Source organism: Variovorax sp. Soil_C_12 (assembly GCF_057657375.1).
Map to the genome: position 1 here is coordinate 157,603 of NZ_JBDGIO010000001.1, position 25,256 is coordinate 182,858.

Genomic DNA, 25,256 nt, shown 5'->3' on the forward strand with positions numbered 1-25,256 from the left:
TCGCCAGACCCCATGCAGGACTCCGCCGACGCAGCCGCGCCCCAGACCCGAGGCTTTCGACTCGCAGCCGCCACCGGCCTTCACAAGGGGGACCGTCCCTACCAGCAGGACCAGGTTTTGGTGATGAACCACCCGCGCGCGGCGGGCTGCGTGATCGGCGTGGTCGCCGACGGCATGGGCGGCCGCAGCGGCGGGCGCAAGGCCTCGGACCAGGTGCTGATGACGGCCCGCCAGCTGTTCGCGCGCTACAAGCCGGGACGGGACGAGGCAGTGCATGTGCTGCGGCAGTTGCTGGAGGACGCCAACACCGTCATCAAGCTGACCGCGCTGTCCAGCGAGCAGGAACCGCACAGCACCCTGGCTGCCTTCCTGATGAACCCCGAGGGCGACTGCGCCTGGATCCACGCCGGCGACTCGCGCATCTACCACTTCCGGCGCGGGCAGCTGGTCAAGCGCACCAAGGACCACTCCTACGTGCAGGCGCTGGTAGACCGCGGCGAGATCAGCGAGGAGGACGCCAACGTCCACCCGCAGAGCAACATCCTGCTCGGCTGCCTGGGCATGAAGTCCACCCCGCCACCGGTCGACATCCATTTCGTCCCCAAGCTCGAGCCCGACGATCTGCTGATGGCCTGCAGCGACGGGCTGTGGCACTACTTCAAGCCCGAGGAAATGGGCCGGGTGCTGGCCGAGCAGCCGCCGCGCGTCGCCGCGGAGCTGCTGGTGTCGGAGGCGCGCCGGCGCGCGCGCGGGACCGGCGACAACATCTCCCTGGCCATCCTCAAGCTGGAAGCCCTGCCCGAGCCGCAAGAGGTGGAAGAGCCGAACGCGGCCTGAGCCAGGCCCCCTTCAGGGCGGCGTCGGCAGCGGCGCCGAGCGCGGCTTGGTGTTCTCGGCGTTGCGCCGCTCGCGTTCGGCGCGATGTTTTTCCGCCTTCTCCAGCTTGCGCTCGTGGGCTTCGCGATTGGCAGGCGCCTCGGCCCGCCGGTTCGCGGCCTTGGCCTGCTCCTCGGCATGGGCCCGCTGCTTCTCTTCGAACTGGCGCTGCTTCTCGGCCGCCTCGGAGGCCATGCGGGCGCGATCCTGGGCATGGTCAGCGGAGCGCTGCTCGCGTTCCTGCTGCGACTTCTGCGCCTTTTCCTGCTCCGCCGGAGTGTCCTGCGGGCGCGGGCCCGCCTTCTTCTGCTCGAGCCTGTCGAGCTCGGCCGCGCCGCGGCGCTTGCGCTCGATGTCGTTCATCGCCGCCTCCTGGCGCTTGATGTTCTCGGTGCCAGCGCGGCGGCGGCGGCGGCTTTCTTCCAGGCAGCCCTCGACCGCAAACTTCTGGTAGCACGCGGCCTGCTCGGTGGCGAAGCGCTCCTCGATGGCCTTCCGTTCCTGCGCCAGGCGCGCGCGCTCGGCCTCGAAATCCATGGTGCCGGTGGTGGCAGTGCTCTGCGCCCACAGCGGCGCGGCGCCGAGGCCGATCAACAGGCAGACAAACAGTTTCTTCATGTGAGGCGGGTGTCGACGACGCGACGCTCCAGGGCGAGGAACTCGGCCGACTGCATCTCGTTGAGCCTGGACACGGTGCGCGGGAATTCGTGGGCCAGGGGCCCTTCGGTGTACAAGGCCTCGGGGGGAACCTCGGCCGACATGATGAGTTTCACGCGCCGATCGTAGAACACGTCGACCAGCCATGTGAAACGGCGTGCTTCGGAGGCCATGCGCACCGGCATGTGGGGCACGTCGGACAGCAGCACGGTGTGGAACTGGCTCGCGATCTCGAGGTAGTCGTTCTGCGAGCGCGGGCCGCCGCACAAGGTCTTGAAATCGAACCAGACCACGCCCCCCGCCTTGCGCCGCGCATGGATCTCGCGCGCCTCGATGTGCAGCACTGGGTTCTCGTCGGCGCTCTCGGCGAGCCGCTCGAAGGCGTGGCGCATCTCCTTGTCGGCCGCCGCACCGTTGGGCGTGAGGTAGAGCTTGACCTGTTCCAGCGTGCGGCGGCGGTAGTCGGTGCCGTTGTCGACGTTGACCACCTCCAGGCGCTGCTTGAGCAGCTCGATGGCCGGCAGGATGCGGTCGCGGTGCAGGCCGCCCGGATAGAGATCGTCGGGCCTGAAGTTCGAGGTGGTGATGAATCCCACGTCGTTGTCGAACAGCGCCGTCAGCAGCCGGTGCAGGATCATCGCGTCGGTGATGTCGGCGACATGGAACTCGTCGAAGCAGATCAGCTTGTAGCGCTTGGCGATGCGGCGCCCGAGCTCCTCCAGCGGGTTGACCGTGCCCTGCAGATCGGCCAGCTCGCGGTGTACCTCGCGCATGAACTCATGGAAGTGCAGGCGGGTCTTGCGTCGCAGCGGCACGGCGTTGAAGAAGCAATCCATCAGGAAGCTCTTGCCGCGCCCCACCCCGCCGTACATGTAGACGCCGCGCGGGATCTCGGGCCGGTTGATCAGCTTCTTGAGGGCGTTGGAGCGCTGCGCCTTGTACTCCGCCCATTCGCCGGCGCAGCGGTCGAGCGCCTCCACGGCGCGCAGCTGCGCTGGGTCGCTCTGGAACCCCCGCGCAACCAGCTCCGCTTCGTAGGCCTGTTTGACGCTCAAGGGGTCAGAAGTTGAGCGTGCGCTTGTCGACTGCAAGCGCCGCTTCCTTCGTCGCTTCCGAGAGCGAAGGATGCGCGTGGCAGATGCGCGCGATGTCCTCGGCGCTGGCCTTGAACTCCATCGCCACCACGGCCTCGGAGATCAGCTCGCTGGCCATCGGCCCGACGATGTGAACGCCGAGGATCTCGTCCGTCGCCGCGTCGGCCAGGAACTTGACCATGCCCGTCGTATCGCCCAGCGCCCGGGCGCGCCCGTTGGCCAGGAAGGGGAAGGTGCCGGCCTTGTAGGCGCGGCCCTCGGCCTTGAGCTGTTGCTCGGTCTGGCCGACCCAGGCGATCTCGGGCGAGGTGTAGATCACCCACGGGATGGTGTTGAAGTTCACGTGGCCATGCTGGCCCGCGATGCGCTCGGCCACCGCCACGCCCTCTTCCTCGGCCTTGTGCGCCAGCATCGGGCCGCGCACCACGTCGCCGATGGCCCACACGTTGGGCAGGCTGGTGCGGCATTCGTCGTCGACCACGATGGCGCCGCGCTCGTCGAGCTTCAGGCCCACCGCCTCGGGGTTGAGGCCGATGGTGTTGGGCACGCGGCCGATCGAGACGATCAGCTTGTCGACCTCGAGCGTCTGCGCCTCGCCCTTGGCGTTGGTCCAGGCGACGGAGACACCCTTCTTGCCGGTCTTGACCTCGCCGACCTTCACGCCCAGCTCGATCTTCAGGCCCTGCTTGACGAAGGCCTTCTGCGCCTCCTTGGCGATCTGCTCGTCCACCGCGCCCAGGAAGGTCGGCAGCGCTTCGAGCACCGTGACTTCCGAGCCGAGGCGGCGCCAGACCGAGCCCATCTCGAGGCCGATCACGCCCGAGCCGATCAGGCCCAGCTTCTTCGGCACGCCGGGGATGCGCAGCGCACCGTCGTTCGAGAGGATGTTCTCCTCGTCGAAGTCGGCGCCCGGCAACGCGCGCGCGTTGGAGCCGGTCGCGACGATGACGTGCTTGGCCTCGATCGACTCCTCGGCCGCGCCCGTCACCTTGAGCTCGTAGCCCGCGTCCGATGCCTTCGCGAAGGAGCCGCGGCCATGGAAGAAGGTGATCTTGTTCTTCTTGAACAGGTAGGTGATGCCTTCATTGTTCTGCTTCACCACCGCGTCCTTGCGGCCCAGCATCTTGTCGATGTCGAGCCCCAGGCCTTCGACCTTGATGCCGTGGTCGGCGAAGTGCTTGCCGGCATGCTCGAAATGCTCGGAGGACTGCAGCAGCGCCTTCGAGGGAATGCAGCCGATGTTGGTGCAGGTGCCGCCCAGCGCGGGGCCGCCCTTGGCGTTCTTCCACTCGTCGATGCAGGCAACGTTGAAGCCGAGCTGCGCCGCGCGGATGGCCGCGACGTAGCCGCCGGGGCCGCCACCGATGACGATGACGTCGAATTGCTTGTTGGACATCGGGTCTCCTTAGATGTCGAACAGCAGGCGAGCGGGATCTTCGAGCGCCTCCTTCATGGCGACCAGGCCCAGCACGGCCTCGCGGCCGTCGATGATGCGGTGGTCATAGGACATCGCGAGGTAGTTCATCGGCCGCACCACGACCTGGCCGTTCTCCACCACGGCACGGTCCTTGGTCGCATGCACGCCGAGGATGGCCGACTGCGGCGGGTTGATGATGGGCGTCGACAGCATCGAGCCGAACACGCCGCCGTTGGAGATGGAGAAGGTGCCGCCGGTCATCTCTTCGATGCCCAGCTTGCCGTCGCGCGCCTTCGCGCCGTACTCGGCGATCTTCTTCTCGATGTCGGCGAAGCTCATCTGGTCGGCATTGCGCAGGATCGGCACCACCAGGCCGCGCGGCGAGCCGACGGCGATGCCGATGTCGAAGTAGCCGTGGTAGACGATGTCGTTGCCGTCCACCGAGGCGTTGAGCACCGGGTACTTCTTGAGCGCATGCACCGCGGCCTTCACGAAGAAGCTCATGAAGCCGATCTTGACGCCGTGCTCCTTCTCGAACTTCTCCTGGAAGCGCTTGCGCATCTCCATGACGGGCGCCATGTTGACCTCGTTGAAGGTGGTCAGGATGGCATTGGTCGATTGCGACTGCAGCAGGCGCTCGGCGATGCGGGCGCGCAGGCGGCTCATCGGCACGCGTTCTTCCGGGCGATCGCCGAGGTCCGGCGCGGCAGCGGGCGACGCCACTTGCGGCAGCGTCGTCTTGGGGGCGCCCGTGGGGATGGCCACCGGCGCGGCGACCTTGGCGGTGGTGCCGCCCGCGACCGCGGCCAGCACGTCGCCCTTGGTGACGCGGCCGTCCTTGCCGGTGCCGCTCACATCGCCCGTCGTCAGCTTGTTGTCGGCCAGGAGCTTGGCCGCGGCCGGCATGGCGACGTCCGATTTGGAACCGCCCGCGGCGGAGGCTGCGGCAGCCGCTGCGGGTGCAGGCGCGGCGGCGGCAGGTGCTGCCGGTGCCGCAGCGGGCGCAGCCGCGCTCGCCTTGGCATCGGTGTCGATCTTGGCGATCACCTGGTCGGCCACGACCGTAGCGCCGTCGCCGGCGACGATCTCGGCCAGCACGCCGGCGGAAGGTGCCGGCACCTCCAGCACGACCTTGTCGGTCTCGATCTCGATCAGGATTTCATCGATGGCGACCGCTTCGCCGGGCTTCTTCTTCCATTGCAGCATCGTGGCCTCGGCCACGGACTCGGACAACTGGGGGACTTTGACTTCAACGATGGACATTTTTGAGCCGCTTCGTGTTTCTTGAGTGGGATTGTTTTACTTGGTGAGCACGAAGCCCTTGAGCTTGGCGAAGGCGCCATCGACCAGTGCCTTCTGCTGCTCCTGGTGCAGGTGCGAGTAGCCGACCGCGGGCGACGCCGAGGCGGCGCGGCCCGAGTAGCCGAGCTTCTGGCCTTCCTGCAGGTTCTCGTGGATGTTGTGCTGCACGAAGAACCAGGCGCCCTGGTTCTGCGGCTCGTCCTGCGACCACACCACGTCGACCAGATTCGGATACTTCTTGAGCTCGGCGGCGAACGCCTTGTGCGGGAAGGGATAGAGCTGCTCGACGCGGATGATCGCCACGTCCTCGTTGCCCTTCTCCTCGCGCTTCTTCGCCAGGTCGTAGTAGACCTTGCCCGAGCAGGCGATCACGCGCTTGACCTTGTCGGCCTTGAGCTCCTTGTTGTCGGGAATGACGGTCTGGAAGCTGCCCTTGGTGAACTCCGACAGCGGCGAGGTCGCGTCCTTGTTCCGCAGCAGCGACTTGGGCGTCATGATGATCAGCGGCTTGCGCAGGTTGCGCACCATCTGGCGGCGCAGCACGTGGAAGATCTGGCTCGCCGTGGTGGGCTGCACGACCTGCATGTTGGCGTCGGCCGACAGCTGCATGAAGCGCTCCAGGCGCGCCGAGCTGTGCTCGGGGCCCTGCCCTTCGTAGCCGTGCGGCAGCATCAGCGTGATGCCGTTGACGCGGCCCCACTTCACCTCGCCCGAGGCGATGAACTGGTCGATCACGACCTGCGCGCCGTTGGCGAAGTCGCCGAACTGCGCCTCCCAGATCACCAGCGTGTTGGGGTCGTTGGAGGCATAGCCGTATTCGAACGCCAGCACCGCTTCTTCCGAGAGGATGGAGTCGATGACGACGAAGGGCGCCTGGTTGTCGGCCACGTTCTGCAGCGGCACATAGATGCCTTCGTCGAACTTCTCGCGGTTCTGGTCGTGCAACACGGCATGGCGGTGCGTGAAGGTGCCACGGCCGCTGTCCTCGCCGGAGAGGCGCACCGGGTAGCCGCTGGCCACCAGCGAGGCGAAGGCCATGTGCTCGCCCATGCCCCAGTCGACGTTGATCTCGCCGCGGCCCATGGCGGCGCGGTCGTCCAGCACCTTCTTGACCAGCGGATGCACCGTGAAGTTGTCCGGCGCCTTGGTGATGCGCTCGGCCAGTCGCTTCCATTCCGCGGTCGGAATCGCCGTGTCGCCGGCATCGGTCCACTTCTTGTTGAGGAAGGGGCTCCAGTCGACCGCGTACTTGCTCTTGAAGTTGGTGAGCACCGGGTTGGTGGTGTTCTTGCCGGCGTCGAAGGCCGCGCGCTGCGCCTTCACCAGGTCGTCACCCAGCGTCTCTCCCAGGCCCTGGGCGGCAAGGCGATCGGCGTAGAGCCTGCGCGTGCCGGGGTGGGCCGCGATCTTCTTGTACATCAGCGGCTGGGTCAGCGAGGGGGTGTCCTGCTCGTTGTGGCCGAGCTTGCGGAAGCAGACGATGTCGACCACCACATCCTTCTGGAATTCCATGCGGAACTCGAGGGCCAGTTGGGTGGCGAGCACCACGGCCTCGGGGTCGTCGCCGTTCACGTGCAGCACCGGCGCTTCGTTCATCTTGACGATGTCGGTGCAGTACAGCGTGGAGCGGCTGTCGCGCGGGTCGCTGGTGGTGAAGCCGATCTGGTTGTTGATCACGATGTGAACCGTGCCGCCGGTGGAGTAGCCGCGCGTCTCGGCCAGCGCCAGCGTTTCCATCACCACGCCCTGCCCTGCGAAGGCGGCGTCGCCGTGCACGATCACGGGCAGCACCTGCTTGCCCAGCGGGTCGGCGCGGCGGTCCATGCGGGCACGCACAGAGCCTTCGACCACGGGGTTCACGATCTCGAGGTGCGAGGGGTTGAAGGCCAGGCTCAGGTGCACCGGGCCGCCAGGCGTCGACACGTCGGAGCTGAAGCCCTGGTGGTACTTGACGTCGCCGCTGGGCAGTTCCTCGGGCGCCGTGTGGTCGAACTCGGCGAACAGGTCGGCCGGCATCTTGCCCAGCGAATTGACCAGCACATTGAGGCGCCCGCGGTGGGCCATGCCGATCACGATCTCCTGCACGCCCTTGGTGCCGGCCTGGCTGATCAGCTCGTCCATCGAGACGATGAAGCTCTCGCCGCCTTCCAGCGAGAAGCGCTTCTGGCCGACGTACTTGGTGTGGAGGAATCGCTCCAGGCCTTCGGCGGCCGTCAGGCGCTCGAGGATGCGCTTCTTCTGCTCGGTGCTCAGCTTGGGGTTGGTCCGGGCGCTCTCGAGCTTTTGCTGCCACCAGCGCTTCTGCGCCTGGTCGGTCATGTACATGTACTCCGCGCCGATGGTGGTGCAGTAGGTCTCGCGCAGCGCGTTGAGCAGGTCGCGCAGCGACATCGTGTCCTTGCCGAAGAAGGTGTTGCTCGTGTTGAACACCGTCTCGAGGTCGGCATCGGTGAAGCCGTAGAACGAAGGCTCCAGCTCGGGAATCGGGGGGCGCTCGGCGCGCTTGAGCGGATCGAGGTCGGCCCAGCGGGCGCCGACGTTGCGGTAGGCGGCGATCAGCTGCTGGACTGCCGTGCGCTGGCGGCCGAGCTCGGAATCGGCACCGCTGGCCTGAACCACCTTGGTCGTGCCCTGCTTGGCGCGCTCGGCGAAGGCATTGATGACCGGCTGGTGCGGGACGTCGCGCGTGGTGCTGCCGTCGGTGGCCGGCACGTTCTGCAGCGCATCGAAGTACGAGCGCCAGTTGTCGGGCACGCTGCCCGGGTTGGCGAGATAGTTCTCGTACATCTCTTCGACATAGGGGGCATTGCCGCCGAAGAGGTAGGTGTTGCCTTGGTAGGCGTGATAGATGGACGCGGAGGACGTCGAATCGCTCATATTGCGCTGACCTTCGCTTCCCTTGGGGAAGCATTAGCTGGTTTAGGAAACCTTCCGCGACACGGCTGAACCGATTGGCGGATGCGACTGTGGCTGGGGAAGGGCCGGAGTACCTTGGCATTGTGCCACGGCAACTATGTGACGCCAGAAGCCGGCTCCACAAGCCCCCCCCCCCGGGGCGTGGCGGCCTACCCCTGGGGAGAGAGCGTTTGCCTGATCTGCTGGAGCGCGCCCGGGTCCTCGATGGTGGTCAGGTCGCCGGGGTCGCGCCCCTCGCACACGGCCTGGATCGCCCGGCGCAGCAGCTTGCCGCTGCGGGTCTTGGGCAAGGCTCCCACGAAGTGCACGCGGGCCGGCCGCGCCAGCGCGCCGAGCTGGTCGGCCACCTGCTTCATGACCTCGCCTTCCAGCGCCAGGGCGGCCTGCGCGTCGCCGAGCACGGCCCCGTCCTTCGGCACGACGAAGGCCATGGCCACCTGGCCCTTGAGCGCATCGGCCACGCCGACCACCGCCACCTCGGCGACCTTGGCGTGGCCGGAGATGCTTTCCTCGATCTCGCGCGTGCCGAGGCGGTGGCCGGCCACGTTGATCACGTCGTCGGTGCGCCCCAGGATGTAGTAGTAGCCGTCCTCGTCGCGGATGCCCCAGTCGAAGGTGGAATACACCAGCTTGCCCGGCACGGTCTTCCAGTAGGTGTTGACGAAGCGCTCGTCGTCGCGCCACACGGTCTGCATGAAGCCGGGCGGCGTCGGCCCCTCGATCACGACCACGCCCTTTTCGTTGGGGGCCGTCAACTCCTCGCCGGTGGACTCGTGCAGGATCTTGACCTTGTAGCCGTACATCGGCACGCCCGGGCTGCCGAACTTGCTGCGCGTGGTCTCCACGCCGTTGGCCACCGTGAGGATGGGCCAGCCCGACTCGGTCTGCCAGTAGTTGTCGATGATCGGCACGCCCAGTCCCTCGCTGATCCAGCGCGCCGTGGGCTCGTCCAGCGGCTCGCCCGCGAGGAACAGCGCACGCAGGCTCGACAGGTCGTACTTCTTCAACAGCGCCGGGTCCTGCTTCTTCAATACGCGTACAGCGGTCGGCGCGCTGAACATCACGGTGACCTTGTACTTCTCCACCAGCTGCCACCAGATGCCGCCGTCGGGCTGCCGATCCAGGCCCTGCGTGGGCAGGCCTTCGTACATGAGGGTCGCCATGCCCGCGATCAGCGGCCCGTAGACGATGTAGCTGTGCCCCACCACCCAGCCGATGTCGCTGGTCGAGAAGTAGGTTTCGCCGGCCCGCCCGTCGAAGATGTGCTTCATGCTCGCGGCCAGCGCCACCGCGTAGCCGCCGGTGTCGCGCTGCACGCCCTTGGGCCGGCCGGTGGTGCCGCTGGTGTAGATGGTGTAGCTGATGTCGGTGGCGTCCAGCCAGGTGCAGGGCACCTGCGCGTCGCGGTGCTTCTCGATCAGGGGGGCGGCGAGATGATCGCGGCCCTTGCTCAGGTCCATGGGCGCCAGGCCGCGGTCGAACAGCAGCACCGCATCGGGCTTGTGCTTCGAGAGGCGGATCGCCTCGTCCAGCAGCGGCTTGTACGCGATCACCTTGCCGCCGCGCGATCCGGCGTCGGCGCTGACGACGACCTTGGGTGTCGCATCCTCGATGCGCGAGGCCAGCGAAGCGCTCGCGAAGCCGCCGAACACCACGCAGTGGATCGCGCCCAGCCGCGCACAGGCCAGCATGGTGAAGGCGGCCTCGGGAATCATCGGCATGTAGATCAGGACGCAATCGCCCTTCCCTACCCCGAGTTCCATGAGGGAGGCGGCGACCCGCTGCACCTCGGCATGCAGTTCCTTGAAGCTGTAGCTCCTCTCGGTGCCGGTTTCGGTGGAAACGGCGATCAGTGCCGCCTGGTCGCCGCGGGTCGCCAGATGCCGATCGACCGCGTTGTGGCAGAGATTCGTGGTTCCGCCGGCGAACCAATGCACGAAGGGAGCCCGTGTCGTATCGAGAATCTGGCTGGGCGGGGCTTTCCAGTCGATCAGCTCGGCCTGCTCGGCCCAGAAGGCCTCCGGCGTTTCGATGGAACGGCGATAGAACTCTGCGTAGCTCATGAGCGTTGTCTCCACTTGTGGGTCGGCCGGGGCGTCAAACTGAATTCATAATTATTGGCGGTCGGCTTGCGTCAAGCTGACACGCGATACGGGGCGTTGGTGCCGAGCGTCGAGCACTACGTCGACGAGCGCGGCCGCTTCCTGGAGGGAGATATGGCCGGGATGACGCTGCGGCGAGGGGAACCGACCACGTCCTCGACCGCCTGGGCGAGCTGGTTCACTCATGCACGCCGCTCTCTTTAACGACCTTGTTCCGCCTCGCGCAGGGCCTCAGTGTTGAGCCCGGGGAGTTAGTCCATGCGGAGTCGAAGCGATACAGCAAGGAACTGAGGGCCGCAAAGCGATCAGAGGCTTGATGTCCGTTCGGGCAGACCAACCACCTGTAGGCCCAAAGCCGGACACGAATTCGCAGTCCCTCGGCTCGTTCAGTGAACGCATACCTCGCGACGCTTCAGCCCGGCACAACCTCATCGAAGCAATTCAAGGGCAAGTTTGGTACTTGTTTGCGAATCCGGACAGCCAGATCCTAGGCCCAGCTCCAGCGGCTTAGCTTGCATCAAGCTGCGGATGAACAGGAAGCGCATTCAGCGGAATGCGAAGGTAGGCGACCCCGTTATCGTCCGGGGGTGGAAGCTGCCCGCCGCGCACGTTCACCTGAATCGACGGAAGGATGAGCGTCGGAACATCAAGAGTAGCGTCGCGAGCCGTGCGCATTGCGACGAAGGCGTCCTCGCTGATGCCGTCGCGCACATGGATGTTGTGGGCACGTTGCTCGGCGACGGTGGTCTGCCACCGGGGCTGTCGAGACGAAGGCGGGTAGTCGTGGCAGACGTACATCGTGGTCTCGGGCGGCAGGTCCAGCAGTCTGCGCATCGAGGCGTAGAGCTGGCGGGCGTCGCCGCCGGGGAAATCCGCGCGCGCGCTGCCGAGATCGGGCATGAAGAGCGTGTCCCCGACGAAGACAGAACCGTCCACGAGGTAGGCCATGTCAGCCGGAGTGTGGCCCGGCACCAGTATCGCGGTGGCCTCGACCTCGCCGATCTTGAAGACCTCGCCGTCCCTGAAGAGGTGGTCGAACTGGCTCCCGTCCGGCAGGAAGCCACGCTCCAGGTTGTAGAGCTTCTTGAAGGTCGCCTGCACGGTACGGATGTTCTCGCCGATAGCGACGAGTCCACCGACCTGCGCCTGCACGTAGCGTGCGCCGGACATGTGGTCGGCGTGCGCGTGGGTTTCCAGAATCCAGTCGACCTGCAGGCCCTGGTCCCGGACATATGCCAGCAGCCGGTCGGCTGAGGCAGTGCTCGTGTGCCCGGACTTGAAGTCGTAATCCAGCACCGGGTCGATGACCGCGGCTCGCTCCGTCACAGGGTCCCAGACGACGTAAGAGACCGTCCACGTGTGGGGGTCGAAAAAGCCTTGGGTCGTGGTGCGGGTCGTCATGAGGTTCTCCGTCAGTGCCGATTGTCATTCGATTGACCAATATTATATTTATCGACATAATATGTCAATCCATACTGTTTAGCCACACCCATGAAGCACCGTTCCCCCGTCATCGACCCCGAAGTCCTGCGCAGCGCCGCCGGCAAGGCGGTCGGCGCCCTCAAGGTGCTCGCCAATCAAGACCGTCTGCTTCTGCTGTGCCAACTCTCGCAGGGCGAGATGTGCGTCAGCGACCTCGAGCAGACGCTGAACATTCACCAACCGACCCTGTCGCAGCAACTCGGTGTCCTGCGCAACGAAGGGGTGGTCCATACGCGCCGCGAGGGCAAGAGCATCTTCTACAGCGTGGCCGACCCGTCGATGCTCGAAATCCTCGCGCTTCTCTACCGTCTCTACTGCCCAAAGGAAGAATGATGTCCATCGATTGGAACCACTTCACGCCACTTGCCGCACTGGCCGGGGGCATGCTGATCGGCATCGCCGCAGCGATGTTCGTGCTGCTCAACGGTCGCATCGCCGGCATCAGTGGGGTGCTTGGCGGCCTGCTCAGGCCGGTCAAGGGCGACAGCGCCTGGCGCATTGCCTTTGTCCTGGGACTGGTCGGTGCGCCGCTGGTCTATGTGCTGTTGGAGGCGTTGCCCAGGCCGCAGATTGACGCCGGGTATGGCGCGCTCGTTCTGGCCGGGCTGCTTGTGGGCATAGGCACGCGTTACGGCTCGGGTTGCACCAGCGGCCACGGCGTCTGCGGACTGTCTCGCCTATCGCCCCGCTCTATCGTCGCCACGGCCGCCTTCATGGGCGCCGGCTTTGTCACGGTGTTCGTGACGCGTCATCTGCTCGGTATCTGAGGAGGCCTTCATGATTGCTTTCGCTTCGCTTCTGGCCGGCCTGGTCTTCGGCCTCGGCCTCATCGTTTCTGGCATGGCCGACCCGGCCAAGGTGCTCGGCTTCCTGGACCTCGCCGGCCAGTGGGACCCGTCCCTGGCCTTCGTCATGGCGGGCGCCATCGCTGTGGGTGCGCTCGCCTTCGGAGTGGCCAACCGCCGTGCCGTGTCCCTCCTTGGCGCCAAGATGCGACTGCCTTCGGCGCGCGACATCGACCGCCGCCTGGTCCTCGGCAGCGTGCTCTTCGGTATCGGTTGGGGCGTCGCCGGCTTCTGCCCAGGCCCCGCCCTCGTTTCCCTCGGAATGGGCGAAGTCAAGGCGCTCGTCTTCGTGGTGGCGATGATGGCGGGCATGGGCGTTTTCGAGTTTCTCGAACGCCGCAAGCGCGTGCCGGTGCCGCATGCTGCCTGAGGTCGGCCGATGACGAACATGGCGAGCTGGCTCGCGGCGCTGGCCACGGTGGGCATCCTCGTGTCCCATGAAGTCGCCCTTGCTTTCGGGCATCGCCGAAGGCCCGCACGCCTCGCGCGCACGGCGCATGCGGCGCTGCGCGAGGAATGGTTCGCCGCCGTCTCGGCGCAGAAGGGATCCGAAGTCCTGGCGGTACAGACGCTTCGCAACTCGCTGATGTCGGCCACGATGACCGCATCGACGGCTGCGCTGGCCTTGATGAGTACGGCGACCCTGGCCGCGCCATCGCTGCATTCGGCCTTCGGCGAGCCCCCCGGTTGGCCGAGCTTCACCGTGCGGCTCGCACTGGAGTTCGTGCTCATGGCACTGCTGTTCGCCTCGCTCCTGTCATCGGTCATGGCGGTGCGCTACTACAACCACGCGGGGTTTGTCAGCGCGATGCCGGTCGGCTCCGAGGCGCGCAATCGCTGGAGCGACGCCGGCACGACCTACGTGCGGCGAGCCGGCATCCTCTACAGCTGGGGCCTCAGGCATCTTGTTCTGGCGGCACCCATCCTGGCCTCCATCGTTCACCCGGCAGCAGGTCCGGTGGCTGCGCTCGGTGTCATGGCGGTGCTCGTCAGCTTCGACCGTTTCGCAAGCAAGGACGAACAGGCGTAGGCATGTTCACGCCAGCGATTCAAGGCCTCGTGCACGTGCCGAACTACGTGGCGCTCTGGCAGGAGACGCCGGCTTCTGCGTCCACCGCTGCTCGCGTGCAGATCGCAACCGCCAACTGCGCACAAGGGCCTCAATGAGGTCGAGCTCGCCGACGCTGAAGAGCCGCCGTCAACTTCCGCTATCCCCTAGAGCAGTCGTATTTGGATTCGGCACGGGTGTCTGGTCATGACCGACAGCCCCAGTTCGCCGTTCGGGTTCGAAGGCACGATCTCGCGGGCCTTGCGGCCTTGCATAGAGCTCGACGAACTTTACGTCCACGTTCTCGTCGGGACGGTGGCGACGATCATCATTCCAAGGCTTCATCCAGCTGAGGCGCTATTCGTCGCCTTCCGCATCGGTGTTCGACCGAGCGTCGCATCGGGCCTCACGCGTGGCCGCCATGGGCCATGCTGACCGCGATGCGATGGGCGCTGCTGCAGCCCGTCCTCACTTGCGCCAGAACGAAGGCGTCAGCAGTGCGATGAAGCTCAGCATCTCGAGCCGGCCCAGCACCATCGCGAAGGTGCAGACCCACAGCTGGAAGTTCGTCAGGCCGCTGAAGTTGCCGGCCGGACCGACGGTGCCGAGCCCCGGGCCGGTGCAGTTCACGCTGGCCAGTACAGCGCTGAAGGCCGTGACGGGGTCGAGGTCGGTCAGCACCAGCAGCATGCTCAGCGAGATCGTGGTCACGCCGTAGACCAGCATGAAGGCCAGCACCGAGAAGATCACGCGGTGGTCGACCACCATGTTGCCGAGCGTCACCGGCTGGACCACGCGCGGATGCACGAGGCTGGTCATCTCGCGCCGCGCCTGCTTGACGAGGATGAGAACCCGGACCATCTTGATGCCACACCCGGTGGACCCGGCGCTGGTTGCCACGCCCGAGAGCAGCAGCATGAAGAGCGGCGCGAACACGGGCCAGTGCAGGTAGTCGACCGTGGCATAGCCGGTGGTGCTGCCGACCGAGATGGTGTGGAACACGCCGTGGCGCAGCGCATCCACCGGCCCGTAGACGCCTTTCGCCCACAGCACCACCGCCACCAGCAGACCGCCGCCGATCAGCGCGCCGAGCGTGGCGCGCAGCTCCGGGTCGCGCCAGAAGCCGCGCCAGTGGCCCTTTCGCAGCGCGACGAAGTACAGCGCGAAGTTGCAGCTGGCCCCGAGCATGAAGAGCACCGCCACCCCTTCGAGCAGCGGCGACGCGAAGTGCGCAAAGCTCGCGTCGTGCGACGAGAGCCCGCCCAGGCTCACGGTGGTGAACATGTGCATCAACGCGTCGATGGCCGTCATGCCGCCGGCCCAGTACGCAAGGAAGCAGACGGCGGAAAAGGTCGCATAAATGCCCCAGAGCCCCTTGGCGGTTTCCTTCACGCGCGGCGTGAGCTTGCTGTCCTTGATCGGGCCGGCCACCTCGGCCTTGAAGAGCTGGCTGCTACCCACGCCCAAGAGCGGCAGGATGGCCACCGCCAGCACCAGGATCCCCATGCCGCCGAGCCATTGCAGGAAGGTGCGCCACACGTTGATCGACACCGGCAACTCGTCCAGCTTGGCAAGCACGGTCGCCCCCGTGGTCGTGATGCCCGACACCGCCTCGAAATACGCATGCGTGAAGTTGATCGGCCGCCCGATGTCGTCGAGCGCCCACATCAGCGGCAGCGTGGCGCAGAGCGGCAGCAGCACCCAGGTGAAGGACACCAGGAAGATGCCGTGGCGCGGTTGCAGCTCGCGTTTGTGGCGGCCCAGGCCACCCCACAACGCGGCCCCGCAGACGAAGGAGATCGCCGCAGAGAAGGCCCACACATGGCGCAGGCCGTCGGCGTGCGTCCACGAGATGATCCACGGCACGAACATGCCGAGCGAGAAGAAAGCCAGGAGCGCACCGAACACGCGCAACGCTGGAAAGAAGTCGCTCATTGAACGCGAGCCATGGCGTCAGAAGAAGGTGGCGCTCACGCGGAACAGCTTCTCCACGTCGCGCAGCTGGCGCTTGCGCGGCACGAAGATCACGACGTGGTCGTTGCTCTCGATCACGGTGTCGCCGCGCGCGATGATCACTTGTGCCGGCATGGGCAGTGGCGCCTCGCCGGCCGGGACCGCGCCCTCCCCGATCTCCGGCAAGCCGCGCATGACCAGGCCGAACTGCGCGCCCTTGGGCAACTGGATGTCCGAGATCCTGCGCCCGACGACGCGCGAGGTCTTGCGGTCGCCGCGCGCCACGATCTCCAGGGCCTCGGCCACGCCGCGGCGCAGGCTATGCACGGCCTGCACGTCGCCCCGGCGCACATAAGCCAGCAGTTCGCCGAGCATGGTCTGCGCGGGCGACAGCGCAATGTCGATCTGCGTGCCGTGCATCAGGTCGGCATAGCTGCGGCGGTTGATCAGCGCCAGCACGCGCTGCGCGCCCAGGCGCTTGGCCAGCAGACTGGCCATGATGTTGTCCTCGTCGTCGCTGGTGAGCGAGAGGAACAGGTCGATGTTCTCGATGCCCTCGTCTTCCAGCAGGTCCTCGTCGGTGCCGTCGCCGTGCAGCACCAGCACGCCGGTCGGCAGCTCGGAGGCGAGCAGCACGCAGCGTGCGTGGTCGCGCTCCAGCAGCTTGATCTGGTAGTTGCGGCCGGTCTCGACGAGCTGCCTCGCGAGCCGCAGGCCCACGCGGCCGCCGCCCGCGATCATGATGCGCTCGACGGCGCGATGATCGGCCTGGTCGTAGCGGTGCAGCGCCGACAGGACCGATTGCAGGTGCTCGCGCGCCGACAGCACGAACACCTCGTCGCCGGGCTCGATGAGCGTCTGGCCTTCGCAGAGGATGAAGCGGTCGGGCTCGTTCTCGAGCCGGCGGTAGATCGCGACGATGCGCATGTCGGCACCGGGCACGCATTCGCGCAGCTCGGCGATGGTGTGGCGCACCAGGGGCGCGCCCGCCACCGCGCGCACCGACACCAGGCAGGCCAGCCCGCCCGCGAACTCGCGCACCTGCAGTGCCTCGGGGTACTCCACCAGCTTGCCGATATAGCGCGTCAGCGATTCCTCCGGGCAGATCACGCGGTCGACGGCAAAGCCTTCCTTGCCGAGGAGCGGGCTGTCGTCCTTGAACGCATTGGAACGAATGCGCGCAATGCGCGTCGGAATGCCGAACACCTGGTGGGCGACCTTGCAGCAGACCAGATTGGTCTCGTCCTGCGCGGCGCAGGCGATCAGCATGTCGGCATCGCGCGCGCCGGCTTCGGCCAGCACGTCGGGCTCGATGCCGCTGCCCACCACGCCGCGCAGTTCGAAGCGTTCCTCGAGTTGGCGCAGGCGCACCGCGTCGGTGTCGATGACGGTGATGTCGTTGCGCTCCGACACGAGCGTGCCGGCCACGCTCTCGCCGATCCGGCCTGCGCCGAGAATGATGATTTTCAATGGATGTCCCCCCGGGACGGTTTATACGCCCGAAGGGAATCGCGTGACAGTCGCGCTAGGGCAGGTCGTTGGGCCGGGCTTCGGGCTCCGACTGCAGCATCGTCATGTGCGTGGCCACCGCCGGCCGCTGGCGGGGGCTGGCCTCGAAAAAAGTGGGCGTTGGGCGGTGATCCTTGCGGCACCGGCGCCAGGCATTACATGAGAACAATTCTCATTTGCTGCCCCTGCACACCGGCGGCTTCGAAGAGCGCCGAGAGGTTGTCCAGCACGCTTCGGCCCATGGCTTCCCGGGGTCTGCACGGTCGAACTCGCGATGTGCGGTACGAGCACCACGTTGTCGAGCGCGAGGAACTCTGCCCAGCGCGCCAGGTCGGGCAGCCGGCGCCATCACCGCATCGCGAAGGAGCCCTTGGTGCTCGCGCTGTCTACCTTCGTGGTTCCACTAACAGGAGCACCCCGCGCTTTTGGAGTAGCCTCCTTGCTCGTCAGCAGAACCAAGGAGACTTTCATGGCCGCCCCCCTGTCCCCAGCAGAAGAAGCATTGCGCGATGCCGCCCGCGAATACCACCGCAGCCCCGCCAAAGGCAAGATTTCCATCACGCCGACGAAGCCGCTGCTGAACCAGCGCGACCTCTCGCTGGCCTACTCCCCCGGCGTGGCCTACCCCTGCCTCGACATCGAGGCCGACCCCGCCATGGCCGCCGAGTTCACCTCGCGCGGCAACCTGGTGGGCGTGGTCACCAACGGCACCGCGGTGCTGGGGCTGGGCAACATCGGCCCGCTGGCTGCCAAGCCGGTGATGGAAGGCAAGGGCTGCCTCTTCAAGAAGTTCGCCGGCATCGACGTGTTCGACATCGAGCTGGCCGAACTCGACCCCGACAAGCTGGTCGAGATCATCGCCGCGCTGGAACCCACGCTGGGCGGCATCAACCTCGAGGACATCAAGGCGCCCGAGTGCTTCTACATCGAGCGCAAGCTGCGCGAGCGCATGAACATCCCGGTGTTCCATGACGACCAGCACGGCACCGCCATCATCTCGGCTGCGGCGTTGATCAACGGGCTGGAGCTGGTCGGCAAGAAGATCCAGGAAGTGAAGATCGCCGTCTCCGGCGCCGGCGCCGCCGCCATCGCCTGCCTGGACGTGATGGTGGGCATGGGCGCCAAGCCCGCCAACATCTTCGCGGTCGACTCCAAGGGCCTGATCTACATCGGCCGCCCGGGCGGCTTCGACGACTCGAAGTCGCGCTACGCGCAGTCGGACAGCGGCGCCCGCACCCTGGCCGACGTGATGAAGAACGCCGACGTCTTCCTCGGCTGCTCGGCACCCGGCGTGGTCTCGCAGGACATGGTCAAGTCCATGGCCGACAAGCCCATCATCCTGGCGCTGGCCAACCCCGAGCCCGAGATCCGGCCCGAGCTGGCCAAGGAAGTGCGGCCCGACTGCATCATCGCCACCGGCCGCTCGGACTACCCGAACCAGGTCAATAACGTGCTGTGCTTCCCCTACATCTTCCGCGGCGCGCTGGACTGCGGCGCAACCAAGATCACGGAAGAAATGAAGCTGGCCTGCGTGCGCGAGATCGCCGAGCTGACCAAGGCCGACATCAGCGAAGAGGTGGCCACCGCCTACCAGGGCCAGGAGCTGGCTTTCGGCCCCGACTACATCATCCCCAAGCCCTTCGACTCGCGCCTCATCCTGCGCATCGCACCCGCCGTGGCCAAGGCCGCCCAGGCCTCGGGCGTGGCCACGCGGCCGATCGAGGACCTGGACATCTACCGCCAGAACCTGGCGCGCTTCGTCTACCAGACCGGCATGTTCATGCGGCCGGTCTTCAGCGCCGCGAAGCTGGCGAGCGCCAAGCGCGTGGCCTACTGCGAGGGCGAGGACGACCGCGTGCTGCGTGCCGCCCAGCTGGCGGTGGACGAGGGCCTGGCCAAGCCGATCCTGATCGGCCGCCCGGCCGTGATCGAGACGCGCATCAAGAAGGCCGGCCTGCGCATCCGCATCGGCACCGACGTGGACGTGGTCGACCCCGAGGACGACCCGCGCTTCCGCACCTACTGGGAGGCCTATCACAAGATCATGGGCCGCCGCGGCATCACGCCCGAGGCGTCGAAGGCCATGGTGCGGCGCTCCAACACGACCATCGGTTCGCTGATGGTCCAGCTGGGCGACGCCGACGCGATGCTATGCGGCCTGGTCGGGCGCTTCGACAGCCACCTGAAGATCCTCAACCAGGTGCTGGGCCTGAAGCGCGGCGCTCCCGGATTCGCCACCCTCAACGCGCTGACGCTCGAGAAATACACCCTGTTCATCGCCGACACCAACGTGCACGAGGACCCGGACGCCCAGACCTTGGCCGAAATCGCGGTGATGGCGGCCGACGAAGTGCGCCGCTTCGGCCTGCCGCCCAAGGTGGCGTTCCTCTCGCACTCCAACTTCGGCTCGTCCGAACGCGGCTCGGCGCGCAAGATGCGGCTGGCGCGCGACCTGTTCGCGAAGATGGCCCCCGACATCGAATGCGACGGCGAGATGCACGGCGATGCCGCGCTGTCCGACACCGTGCGCCACAACGCGCTGCCCGAGACCACGCTCAACGGCGAGGCCAACCTGCTGATCTGCCCCAACCTCGATGCCGCCAACATTCTCTTCAATGTGCTGAAGATGACCGGCGGCAACGGCGTGACGGTGGGGCCCATCCTCATGGGCGCGGCCGGCTCGGCGCACATCCTCACCCCTTCGGCCACCGTGCGCCGCGTGCTCAACATGACGGCGCTGGCCGTGGCCAACTCGAGCTCGTCCAAGTAGGCCGCACGCACCAGAACGAACGCCCTGCCGCGGTGCGCGCGGCAGGGCGTTTTTCCGTCCGCCACGACAGCCGACGAGCGGTGCTTCGCTCGTCGATTTTGCCTCTATGATCCGCCTCCGAAATCAATTCCAGCCTGATTAACAGGCGATTCCAAGGAGGAAGCATGAAGAGACGAAGTCTGCTCTGCGGCGCTGTATCTGCGGTGCCTGCGGCTTGGGCAGGCACCAGCAGGCTGGAAAGCCTGCGGTAGTTACCCGAAGATTGAATCGACGTCGGCCGCGCGTCATTCGCGCTGTCGCAAGAGCTTTATCCATCGGTCGATATCGAGAACTTCTCGCGGCAACTCGATGCCATGGCGGCGGCGGTTCGGCGAAAGGTTAAATCGCCGAACGACCCGGAAGAGCGCGTCTGGGCGATGAACACCGTGTTCTTTCAGGAGCGCGGCATCCGTTACGACCACGACCCACAAGCTCGCCAGAAGCCGCTCAACTATTTGCTGCATGGCTTGCTCGAGACGGGCAAGGGAATGTGCTTCTCGATGCCGCTGCTGTACGTGGCCGTCGGCCAGCGACTGGGCTATCCAATCGCCCTTGTCTGCGTTCCTGATCACACCTTCGCCCGCTACGTCGATCTTGCATTTCCGCACGGCAACATCGAAGCCACAAGTGGCGGAAAGCGCTTTACCGACGACGACTACATCGGACGCCACGGGGTGAATGCGACGGCACTGAAGAGCGGCGCCTACATGCGACCGCTGACATTGCGCGAGCATTTGGGCGTGTTGATCACTTGCAGCGCGTACATCCACGCGCTGCACAAAGATGTGGCGACTTGCCTTCAGTACCTGAAGGCCTCACTCACGCTGGCGCCTCGTCGCGCCGAAACGTACGAGCAGATCGCCGAAGCGTATTTGTACTACAGCAAGCTCACGTCCGGCTCCGAGTCTTCTTCGTACGCTCTGCAAGCGAAGGCCACGATGCGCAAGGCAATCGATCTGGGCTACGTGCGGATCGAAGATGTTCAACAGGGCAGAAACATCAGGGGGATGGTGGGCAGATGAAGCAATTCAAAGCGCTAGTGGTGCTGGCAAGCCTGCTGGTTTCGTCGCAGGTAGGGGCGATGTACTTCGATGTCGAAAGCGGCCTCAATTCGAATGGGTTCAGGGAATACCGGCCGCCTGATGGCAGGTACACGCAGTTCGATCCCATCGGACTTCTGGGTGGGCCAAACGGGTATCTTTACGCCGAGGGCAATCCACTGCTGTACACGGACCCCTTCGGACTGATGGGCCAAGGAAGTGGTGTGGTTGGCAGGCCCGGTGGACAGTCATATCGTGCAAGCCCAACAGTAGCTGGGTTTGGTTGCATGGGCCTAGCATGCGTGAGCGGTGGCACACAAGATCCTGGCCCTCAGTTCAGCGCTGAATTGAGCTTCGGGGGCGGGATTGAAATCTGCGATCCACCACCACCGCCCAAGCCGGAACCTGAAAGCTGCCGGAAAAATCCCAGCAACTCAAATGTCCAACTCCAGCCACCTGGGCTTCCGGTATCGAAGCGCTTTGGTGGCGCATTTTTGGGTCCGTCCATCAAGGCAGACGGCCGGTTTTGCTTGCGTATCGGGCCTCATGTGTCCGTCCCGTTTGCGCCTTCACTCGACACTGGTTCGATGGACCAATAGAAATGAACATGCCTGATCTGATCTTGGGCTGCCTCGCAGCAGCCCTTGGCTTGTGGTATGCCGCCCTTGGCATCTCGGCCATCAAGCATCTGCGCGATGCCGACGAAATGGACAAGGTCGTCGGCTGGTCACTCTGGTGGTGTCTGGACTTGAAGCGGTACGACGATGAAGGGCAGCGCATTTGTAAGCACGGGCTGGCTATCGCAGTAGCAAGCATCCTGCTTTGGATTCTTGTGTACGTGGCTTGAGCTAGATCAGGCCAAGTCAGGCTGGTGGCTCGCACCAGAAAGGACGCCCCACCTCGGTGCACGCGGCAGGGCGTTCTTCATTGGGAACGAAGGCGGCGCATGCACCCGCTTGGCTCAGCCGGAAGGGTTCGCACCAAGTGCGTGCCGGCACCGAATTTGCTTGAATGCCGAGCATCCATCCCTACGGACATCGAATGAACAAGCGCCAACTGCTCCACTCCTTTCTTGCCGCCTCGGCGCTCAGCTTCGGCCTCGTCAACGCCTACGCCCAGTCCCCGACGCCGATCAAGTTCCAGCTCGACTGGCGCTTCGAGGGCCCGGCCGCCCTCTTCCTGCACCCGGCCGCCAAGGGCTACTTCAAGGATGCGGGGCTCGACGTCACCATCGACGCCGGCAACGGCTCCGGCGGCACCGTCACGCGGGTCGCCTCGGGCGCCTACGACATGGGCTTCGCCGACCTTGCGGCGCTGATGGAATTCCACGCCAACAACCCGGACAGCCCCAACAAGCCGGTCGCGGTGATGATGGTCTACAACAACACGCCGGCCTCGGTCATGACGCTGAAGAAGAGCGGCATCACCAAGCCCGCGGACCTGGCGGGCAAGAAGCTGGGCGCGCCGGTCTTCGACGCCGGCCGCCGCGCCTTCCCGATCTTCGCCAAGGCCAACAACATCGGCGCCGTCAACTGGACCGCGATGGACCCGACGCTGCGCGAGACCATGCTGGTCCGCGGCGACATCGACGCCATCACCGGCTTCACCTTCACCTCGCTGCTCAACCTGGAGGCGCGCGGCGCCAAGCCGGCCGACATTGTGGTGCTGCCTTACGCCGACTACGGCGTGAAGCTCTACGGCAACGTCATCATCGCCTCGCCCAAGCTGATCAAGGAGAACCCGGCCGCAGTCAAGGCCTTCCTGTCGGCCTTCGCCAAGGGCGCCAAGGAGGTGCTCGCCAATCCGGCCATGGCCATCGAGTCGGTCAAGAAGCGCGACGGCATCATCGACAGCGCGCTGGAGACGCGCCGCCTCAAGCTGGCCATCGACACCGTGATCAACAGCCCCGATGCGCGCACCGACGGCTTCGGCGCGGTCAACGCGGGCCGGCTCTCGCTGATGGCCTCGCAGGTGTCGGACGCCTTCAACACCAAGACGCGCGTGAGCCCGGAAGCGGTGTGGACGGCCGCCCTGCTCCCGCCCGCGGCCGAGCTCAACATCCTGAAGAAGTGATGGCGGTCGCCGAGACAGCGCCCTTCGTCGATTTCCAGGACGTCTGGCTCGCCTACAACGAGGAACTGCTGCGCGCCAACCACTTCGCGGTCGAGGCCATCGACCTGCAAGTGAAGCGCGGCGAGTTCATCGCCATCGTCGGCCCCTCGGGCTGCGGCAAGTCCACCTTCATGAAGCTCACGACGGGCCTGAAGATGCCCTCGATGGGCAAGATCCGCATCGACGGCGCGCCGGTGACCGGTCCGCTCAAGATCTCGGGCATGGCCTTCCAGGCGCCCTCGCTGCTGCCCTGGCGCACGACGGTGGACAACGTGCTGCTGCCGCTGGAGATCGTCGAGCCCTACCGCTCGAGCTTCAAGGCCAAGCGCAAGGAATACGTGGAACGCGCGCGGCGCCTCCTGCAGAAGGTGGGCCTGGGCGGCTACGAGGACAAGTTCCCCTGGCAGCTCTCCGGCGGCATGCAGCAGCGCGCCAGCATCTGCCGCGCGCTGATCCACGAGCCCAAGATGCTGCTGCTCGACGAGCCCTTCGGCGCGCTCGACGCCTTCACGCGCGAGGAGCTGTGGTGCATTCTGCGCGACCTCTGGGCCGAGCAGCGCTTCAACGTGATCCTGGTCACGCACGACCTGCGCGAGTCGGTGTTCCTGGCCGACACGGTGTATGTGATGAGCAAGAGCCCGGGCCGCTTCGTGGTCAAGCGCGACATCGAGCTGCCGCGCCCGCGCGAGCTGGAGCTCACCTACACCAAGGAATTCACCGACATCGTGCTGGAGCTGCGCAGCCATATCGGCGCGATCCGCGGCACCGGCGTCGCGACAGCGGCAGCGGCGGCGGGGGCGGGGGCGGGGGCGACTGCATGATCAACAAGCAACTCGAACGCTGGTCGCCGTGGCTGCTGCTCGTCGCCGTGCTGGTGCTGTGGCAGATCGTCTGCTCGGCCTTCGGCGTCTCCGATTTCATCTTCCCCAGCCCGTGGCGCATCTGGACGCAGTTCTGGGAGTTCAAGGAAATCATCGCCGGCCATGCCTGGCGGACCTTCTGGGTCACGATGGCGGGCTTCGGCCTGGCGATCGTGGTGGGCGTGCTGCTGGGCTTCGTCGTCGGCAGCTCGCGCCTGGCCTATGCCGCGATGTACCCGCTGATGACGGCCTTCAACGCCCTGCCCAAGGCGGCCTTCGTGCCGATCCTGGTGGTCTGGTTCGGCATCGGCATCGGGCCGGCCATCCTCACCGCCTTTTTGATCAGCTTCTTCCCGATCATGGTCAACATCGCCACCGGCCTGGCAACGCTGGAGCCCGAGCTCGAAGACGTGCTGCGCGTGCTGGGCGCCAAGCGCTGGGACGTGCTGGTCAAGATCGGCCTGCCGCGCTCCATGCCCTACTTCTACGCCTCGCTCAAGGTCGCGATCACGCTGGCCTTCGTGGGCACCACGGTGAGCGAAATGACGGCCGCCAACGAAGGCATCGGCTACCTGCTGATCTCGGCCGGCTCCGCCATGCAGATGGGCCTGGCCTTCGCCGGGCTGATGGTGGTGGGCGCGATGGCGATGCTGATGTACGAGCTCTTCAGCGTGATCGAGAAGCACACCACCGCCTGGGCGCACCGGGGGTCGCAGAATGGATAGGCAGCAGGCCATCCGCGCCCTGCGCCGCGCCGACCAGGTCGCGCGGCGCGCGATGGCCATGGGCCGCCATCCCTTCGGCGCACTGCTGGTCGCGCCGGACGGCGAGACGGTGCTGGCCGAGCAGGGCAACATCGACACCGTGCAACACGCCGAGGCCACGCTGGCACGCAGCGCCGCGCTCAACTACCCGGGCGAGTACCTGGCGCAATGCACCCTGGTCACCACCTTCGAGCCCTGCGCCATGTGCGCCGGCACCGTCTACTGGGCCAACATCGGCCGCGTGGTCTACGGCGCCGAGGAGTCGGCGCTCTTGGCGCTCACCGGCGCCCATCCCGAGAACCCGACGCTCTCCCTGCCCTGCCGCGAGCTCTTCGCCCGCGGCCAGAAGGCCATCGAGGTCATCGGGCCCGTGCTCGAGGTGGCGGACGAGATGATCGCCACCCACCGCGGCTTCTGGGAACAGCGCGGGCGCTGACACGCGGGCCGGTATGGCTCCCTGCGAAATCAAA

General features: G+C 66.2%; 22 protein-coding genes. 13 read left to right on the forward strand and 9 right to left on the reverse strand.

Features of this window, described 5'->3' with window-relative positions:
* Positions 1-12: 12 nt before the first annotated feature.
* Positions 13-837: a PP2C family protein-serine/threonine phosphatase gene (locus AC3A6X_RS00810; RefSeq protein WP_309960924.1), complete on the forward strand. Its 825-nt coding sequence runs from the start codon at positions 13-15 to the stop codon at positions 835-837.
* Between the two features lie 12 nt (positions 838-849).
* Here the strand turns inward: AC3A6X_RS00810 and AC3A6X_RS00815 are convergent, their stop codons facing one another.
* The 7 genes from AC3A6X_RS00815 to AC3A6X_RS00845 form a co-directional block, all read right to left on the reverse strand.
* Entirely contained in the window at positions 850-1,494 is a 645-nt protein-coding gene (locus AC3A6X_RS00815) for a hypothetical protein (RefSeq protein ID WP_487840385.1), read from the reverse strand.
* Positions 1,491-2,588 carry a cell division protein ZapE gene (gene zapE, locus AC3A6X_RS00820; protein WP_487840386.1) on the reverse strand — a complete coding sequence of 366 codons (1,098 nt, stop codon included), beginning with the start codon at positions 2,586-2,588 and terminating at the stop codon, positions 1,491-1,493. Before zapE ends, AC3A6X_RS00815 begins: the two co-directional genes overlap by 4 nt.
* Before the next feature lie 4 nt (positions 2,589-2,592).
* On the reverse strand, positions 2,593-4,023 hold the full coding sequence (gene lpdA, locus AC3A6X_RS00825; protein WP_487840387.1) for a dihydrolipoyl dehydrogenase: 1,431 nt from the start codon (positions 4,021-4,023) through the stop codon (positions 2,593-2,595).
* 9 nt (positions 4,024-4,032) lie between these two features.
* Entirely contained in the window at positions 4,033-5,307 is a 1,275-nt protein-coding gene (gene odhB, locus AC3A6X_RS00830; protein ID WP_487840388.1) for a 2-oxoglutarate dehydrogenase complex dihydrolipoyllysine-residue succinyltransferase, read from the reverse strand.
* Positions 5,308-5,343: 36 nt separating this feature from the next.
* Entirely contained in the window at positions 5,344-8,223 is a 2,880-nt protein-coding gene (locus AC3A6X_RS00835) for a 2-oxoglutarate dehydrogenase E1 component (RefSeq protein ID WP_487840389.1), read from the reverse strand.
* 188 nt (positions 8,224-8,411) lie between these two features.
* A complete protein-coding gene (locus AC3A6X_RS00840; protein ID WP_487840390.1) occupies positions 8,412-10,340 on the reverse strand; it encodes a propionate--CoA ligase in 1,929 nt (642 codons plus the stop codon).
* 531 nt (positions 10,341-10,871) lie between these two features.
* Positions 10,872-11,765 (reverse strand): MBL fold metallo-hydrolase, encoded by an 894-nt coding sequence (locus tag AC3A6X_RS00845; protein WP_487840391.1) that lies wholly within the window; start codon positions 11,763-11,765, stop codon positions 10,872-10,874.
* A gap of 90 nt (positions 11,766-11,855) precedes the next feature.
* Between AC3A6X_RS00845 and AC3A6X_RS00850 the strand changes: the two genes are divergently transcribed.
* Genes AC3A6X_RS00850 through AC3A6X_RS00865 form a run of 4 tightly spaced genes read left to right on the forward strand, consistent with a single transcriptional unit; the run spans position 11,856 to position 13,721 of the window.
* Entirely contained in the window at positions 11,856-12,179 is a 324-nt protein-coding gene (locus AC3A6X_RS00850) for a metalloregulator ArsR/SmtB family transcription factor (protein WP_487840392.1), read from the forward strand.
* Complete coding sequence (locus AC3A6X_RS00855; RefSeq protein WP_487840393.1) at positions 12,179-12,613, forward strand: YeeE/YedE family protein; 435 nt, start codon at positions 12,179-12,181, stop codon at positions 12,611-12,613. The genes AC3A6X_RS00850 and AC3A6X_RS00855 overlap by 1 nt, the downstream gene beginning before the upstream one ends.
* 10 nt (positions 12,614-12,623) lie before the next feature.
* The gene (locus AC3A6X_RS00860) at positions 12,624-13,061 is read left to right on the forward strand and encodes a DUF6691 family protein (protein WP_487840394.1); all 438 of its coding nucleotides are present in this window, start codon (positions 12,624-12,626) and stop codon (positions 13,059-13,061) included.
* A 9-nt stretch (positions 13,062-13,070) separates the two neighbouring features.
* Positions 13,071-13,721 carry a DUF599 domain-containing protein gene (locus AC3A6X_RS00865; protein ID WP_487840395.1) on the forward strand — a complete coding sequence of 217 codons (651 nt, stop codon included), beginning with the start codon at positions 13,071-13,073 and terminating at the stop codon, positions 13,719-13,721.
* Between the two features lie 486 nt (positions 13,722-14,207).
* Here AC3A6X_RS00865 and AC3A6X_RS00870 read toward each other — a convergent pair whose 3' ends face one another.
* Positions 14,208-15,674 carry a TrkH family potassium uptake protein gene (locus tag AC3A6X_RS00870; RefSeq protein WP_487840396.1) on the reverse strand — a complete coding sequence of 489 codons (1,467 nt, stop codon included), beginning with the start codon at positions 15,672-15,674 and terminating at the stop codon, positions 14,208-14,210.
* A gap of 18 nt (positions 15,675-15,692) precedes the next feature.
* Positions 15,693-17,162, reverse strand: coding sequence for a Trk system potassium transporter TrkA (trkA, locus tag AC3A6X_RS00875; RefSeq protein WP_487840397.1), 1,470 nt, complete (start codon positions 17,160-17,162; stop codon positions 15,693-15,695).
* A gap of 508 nt (positions 17,163-17,670) precedes the next feature.
* Between trkA and AC3A6X_RS00880 the strand changes: the two genes are divergently transcribed.
* The 8 genes from AC3A6X_RS00880 (at position 17,671) to AC3A6X_RS00915 (ending at position 25,222) form a co-directional block, all read left to right on the forward strand.
* Entirely contained in the window at positions 17,671-19,971 is a 2,301-nt protein-coding gene (locus tag AC3A6X_RS00880; RefSeq protein WP_487840398.1) for an NADP-dependent malic enzyme, read from the forward strand.
* A gap of 323 nt (positions 19,972-20,294) precedes the next feature.
* Positions 20,295-21,032: a transglutaminase family protein gene (locus AC3A6X_RS00885; protein ID WP_487841069.1), complete on the forward strand. Its 738-nt coding sequence runs from the start codon at positions 20,295-20,297 to the stop codon at positions 21,030-21,032.
* Positions 21,033-21,091: 59 nt separating this feature from the next.
* On the forward strand, positions 21,092-21,649 hold the full coding sequence (locus AC3A6X_RS00890; RefSeq protein WP_487841070.1) for an RHS repeat domain-containing protein: 558 nt from the start codon (positions 21,092-21,094) through the stop codon (positions 21,647-21,649).
* An 8-nt stretch (positions 21,650-21,657) separates the two neighbouring features.
* The gene (locus AC3A6X_RS00895) at positions 21,658-21,897 is read left to right on the forward strand and encodes a hypothetical protein (protein ID WP_487840399.1); all 240 of its coding nucleotides are present in this window, start codon (positions 21,658-21,660) and stop codon (positions 21,895-21,897) included.
* 194 nt (positions 21,898-22,091) lie between these two features.
* Positions 22,092-23,123: an ABC transporter substrate-binding protein gene (locus AC3A6X_RS00900; protein WP_487840400.1), complete on the forward strand. Its 1,032-nt coding sequence runs from the start codon at positions 22,092-22,094 to the stop codon at positions 23,121-23,123.
* Positions 23,123-23,983, forward strand: coding sequence for an ABC transporter ATP-binding protein (locus tag AC3A6X_RS00905; RefSeq protein ID WP_487840401.1), 861 nt, complete (start codon positions 23,123-23,125; stop codon positions 23,981-23,983). The genes AC3A6X_RS00900 and AC3A6X_RS00905 overlap by 1 nt, the downstream gene beginning before the upstream one ends.
* The gene (locus AC3A6X_RS00910; RefSeq protein ID WP_487840402.1) at positions 23,980-24,747 is read left to right on the forward strand and encodes an ABC transporter permease; all 768 of its coding nucleotides are present in this window, start codon (positions 23,980-23,982) and stop codon (positions 24,745-24,747) included. The genes AC3A6X_RS00905 and AC3A6X_RS00910 overlap by 4 nt, the downstream gene beginning before the upstream one ends.
* Positions 24,740-25,222 (forward strand): nucleoside deaminase, encoded by a 483-nt coding sequence (locus AC3A6X_RS00915; RefSeq protein ID WP_487840403.1) that lies wholly within the window; start codon positions 24,740-24,742, stop codon positions 25,220-25,222. The genes AC3A6X_RS00910 and AC3A6X_RS00915 overlap by 8 nt, the downstream gene beginning before the upstream one ends.
* Positions 25,223-25,256 lie beyond the last annotated feature (34 nt).

Excerpts from the sequence above, each read along its gene's own strand:
- AC3A6X_RS00810 (WP_309960924.1), top strand. The coding sequence starts at position 13 with ATGCAGGACTCCGCCGACGCAGCCGCGCCCCAGACCCGAGGCTTTCGA.
- AC3A6X_RS00815 (WP_487840385.1), bottom strand. The coding sequence starts at position 1,494 with ATGAAGAAACTGTTTGTCTGCCTGTTGATCGGCCTCGGCGCCGCGCCG.
- lpdA (WP_487840387.1), bottom strand. The coding sequence starts at position 4,023 with ATGTCCAACAAGCAATTCGACGTCATCGTCATCGGTGGCGGCCCCGGC.
- odhB (WP_487840388.1), bottom strand. The coding sequence starts at position 5,307 with ATGTCCATCGTTGAAGTCAAAGTCCCCCAGTTGTCCGAGTCCGTGGCC.
- AC3A6X_RS00835 (WP_487840389.1), bottom strand. The coding sequence starts at position 8,223 with ATGAGCGATTCGACGTCCTCCGCGTCCATCTATCACGCCTACCAAGGC.
- AC3A6X_RS00845 (WP_487840391.1), bottom strand. The coding sequence starts at position 11,765 with ATGACGACCCGCACCACGACCCAAGGCTTTTTCGACCCCCACACGTGG.
- AC3A6X_RS00850 (WP_487840392.1), top strand. The coding sequence starts at position 11,856 with ATGAAGCACCGTTCCCCCGTCATCGACCCCGAAGTCCTGCGCAGCGCC.
- AC3A6X_RS00855 (WP_487840393.1), top strand. The coding sequence starts at position 12,179 with ATGTCCATCGATTGGAACCACTTCACGCCACTTGCCGCACTGGCCGGG.
- AC3A6X_RS00860 (WP_487840394.1), top strand. The coding sequence starts at position 12,624 with ATGATTGCTTTCGCTTCGCTTCTGGCCGGCCTGGTCTTCGGCCTCGGC.
- AC3A6X_RS00865 (WP_487840395.1), top strand. The coding sequence starts at position 13,071 with ATGACGAACATGGCGAGCTGGCTCGCGGCGCTGGCCACGGTGGGCATC.
- AC3A6X_RS00870 (WP_487840396.1), bottom strand. The coding sequence starts at position 15,674 with ATGAGCGACTTCTTTCCAGCGTTGCGCGTGTTCGGTGCGCTCCTGGCT.
- AC3A6X_RS00880 (WP_487840398.1), top strand. The coding sequence starts at position 17,671 with ATGGCCGCCCCCCTGTCCCCAGCAGAAGAAGCATTGCGCGATGCCGCC.
- AC3A6X_RS00890 (WP_487841070.1), top strand. The coding sequence starts at position 21,092 with ATGTACTTCGATGTCGAAAGCGGCCTCAATTCGAATGGGTTCAGGGAA.
- AC3A6X_RS00895 (WP_487840399.1), top strand. The coding sequence starts at position 21,658 with ATGCCTGATCTGATCTTGGGCTGCCTCGCAGCAGCCCTTGGCTTGTGG.
- AC3A6X_RS00900 (WP_487840400.1), top strand. The coding sequence starts at position 22,092 with ATGAACAAGCGCCAACTGCTCCACTCCTTTCTTGCCGCCTCGGCGCTC.
- AC3A6X_RS00905 (WP_487840401.1), top strand. The coding sequence starts at position 23,123 with ATGGCGGTCGCCGAGACAGCGCCCTTCGTCGATTTCCAGGACGTCTGG.
- AC3A6X_RS00910 (WP_487840402.1), top strand. The coding sequence starts at position 23,980 with ATGATCAACAAGCAACTCGAACGCTGGTCGCCGTGGCTGCTGCTCGTC.
- AC3A6X_RS00915 (WP_487840403.1), top strand. The coding sequence starts at position 24,740 with ATGGATAGGCAGCAGGCCATCCGCGCCCTGCGCCGCGCCGACCAGGTC.